The sequence below is a fragment of the Nocardia sp. bgisy118 genome (assembly GCF_057708605.1).
On the sequence record NZ_JBYISM010000077.1, the window covers coordinates 1 to 1,263 of the forward strand.

Genomic DNA, 1,263 nt, shown 5'->3' on the forward strand with positions numbered 1-1,263 from the left:
GTCGGCAGGCAACACACCGGCAGAGGAACCGATCTCGACGCTACCGACAGTGCCTGCAAATCCACTCTCAAGATATTCCGCTATTGCGCGGGGAGTCGGGTAGTCGAAGACGAGGGTTGCCGGCAGTGACAATCCCGTGGCCGACTTCAAGGCGTTCCGCAGCTCGACGGCCAAAAGCGAGTCAAAGCCGAGTTCGCTGAAGGCTTGATCGCTTCCGATCGAGTCTTTCGAGCCATGGCCAAGGACCATCGCCGACTGAGTCAGGACAAGCTCCAGCAGGGAGCGGCCACGCTCCTGGTCGTCAATCATAGCCAGACGTCGATTTGCCTGAGCACTGCTCGACGTCTTCCCCGTCGGAACTCGCGCAAAGCCTCGCAGCACCGCCGGAACCCTGTCGGATCGCGCACGCAGCGCCTGCACGTCCAGTCGGATCGCAGCCAGGTATGCCTTACTGATGCCGAACGAGGCGTCGAATGTCGCCAATCCATCGCTGACCGATATCGCTGGCAGGCCGAGACGCCCAAGGCGTCGCTCATCGGCCGAATCCAGCTCTGCGCTCATGCCAATGGGTACATCCCATAGGCCGTAGGCCAGCGCGACAGCTGGCAAGCCCAGAGTACGGCGATACTCAGCCAGTCCGTCCAAAAAGACATTCGCTGCAGCGTAACTCGCCTGTCCCGCAGCCAGCACGGTGCCTGCTACCGAGGAGAACAGCACGAACGCCGACAGATCCAAGTCCTTGGTCAGCTCGTGTAGGTTCCACGCACCGTCCACCTTGGGACGCAGCACTTGGTCGACCCGGTCGGGAGTCAAAGAGCCGATCAACCCGTTGTCCGCGATCCCTGCGGCGTGCACTACCGCGATCAGCGGCCGATCGTCCGGCACCGCAGCCAACAGGGTCGCCACCGCATCCCGGTCGGCCACGTCACAGGCCACCACTTCCACCTGCGCGTCCAGACCCGTCAGCTCCTCCCGGAGTTGCGCCGCCCCCCGGGCCTCCGCGCCCCGTCGGCTCGTCAACACCAGATGCCGCACCCCGTGCCGAACCACCAGGTGCCGGGCCACCAACGCCCCCACACCACCGGTCCCCCCGGTGACCAGAACCGTCCCCTGCGAACCCAATGTCACGGTGACTCGTTCTTCAGGTGCCGGCACCCGGACAAATCTGGGAACACGGACCACGCCCGAGCGCAACGCAACCTCAGGCTCCCCGAGCATTGCTATGTACGATAGGGTTCTGTGGGATTCCTCTTTGCAGTCGGA

The 1,263-nt window shown here is 63.8% G+C and carries 1 protein-coding gene; it reads right to left on the reverse strand.

The annotated features are described in order from the left end of the window. Positions 1-1,128: type I polyketide synthase (locus AC3EO7_RS37780; RefSeq protein ID WP_435593880.1), on the reverse strand; the 1,128-nt coding region annotated here is incomplete at its 3' end. Positions 1,129-1,263 lie beyond the last annotated feature (135 nt).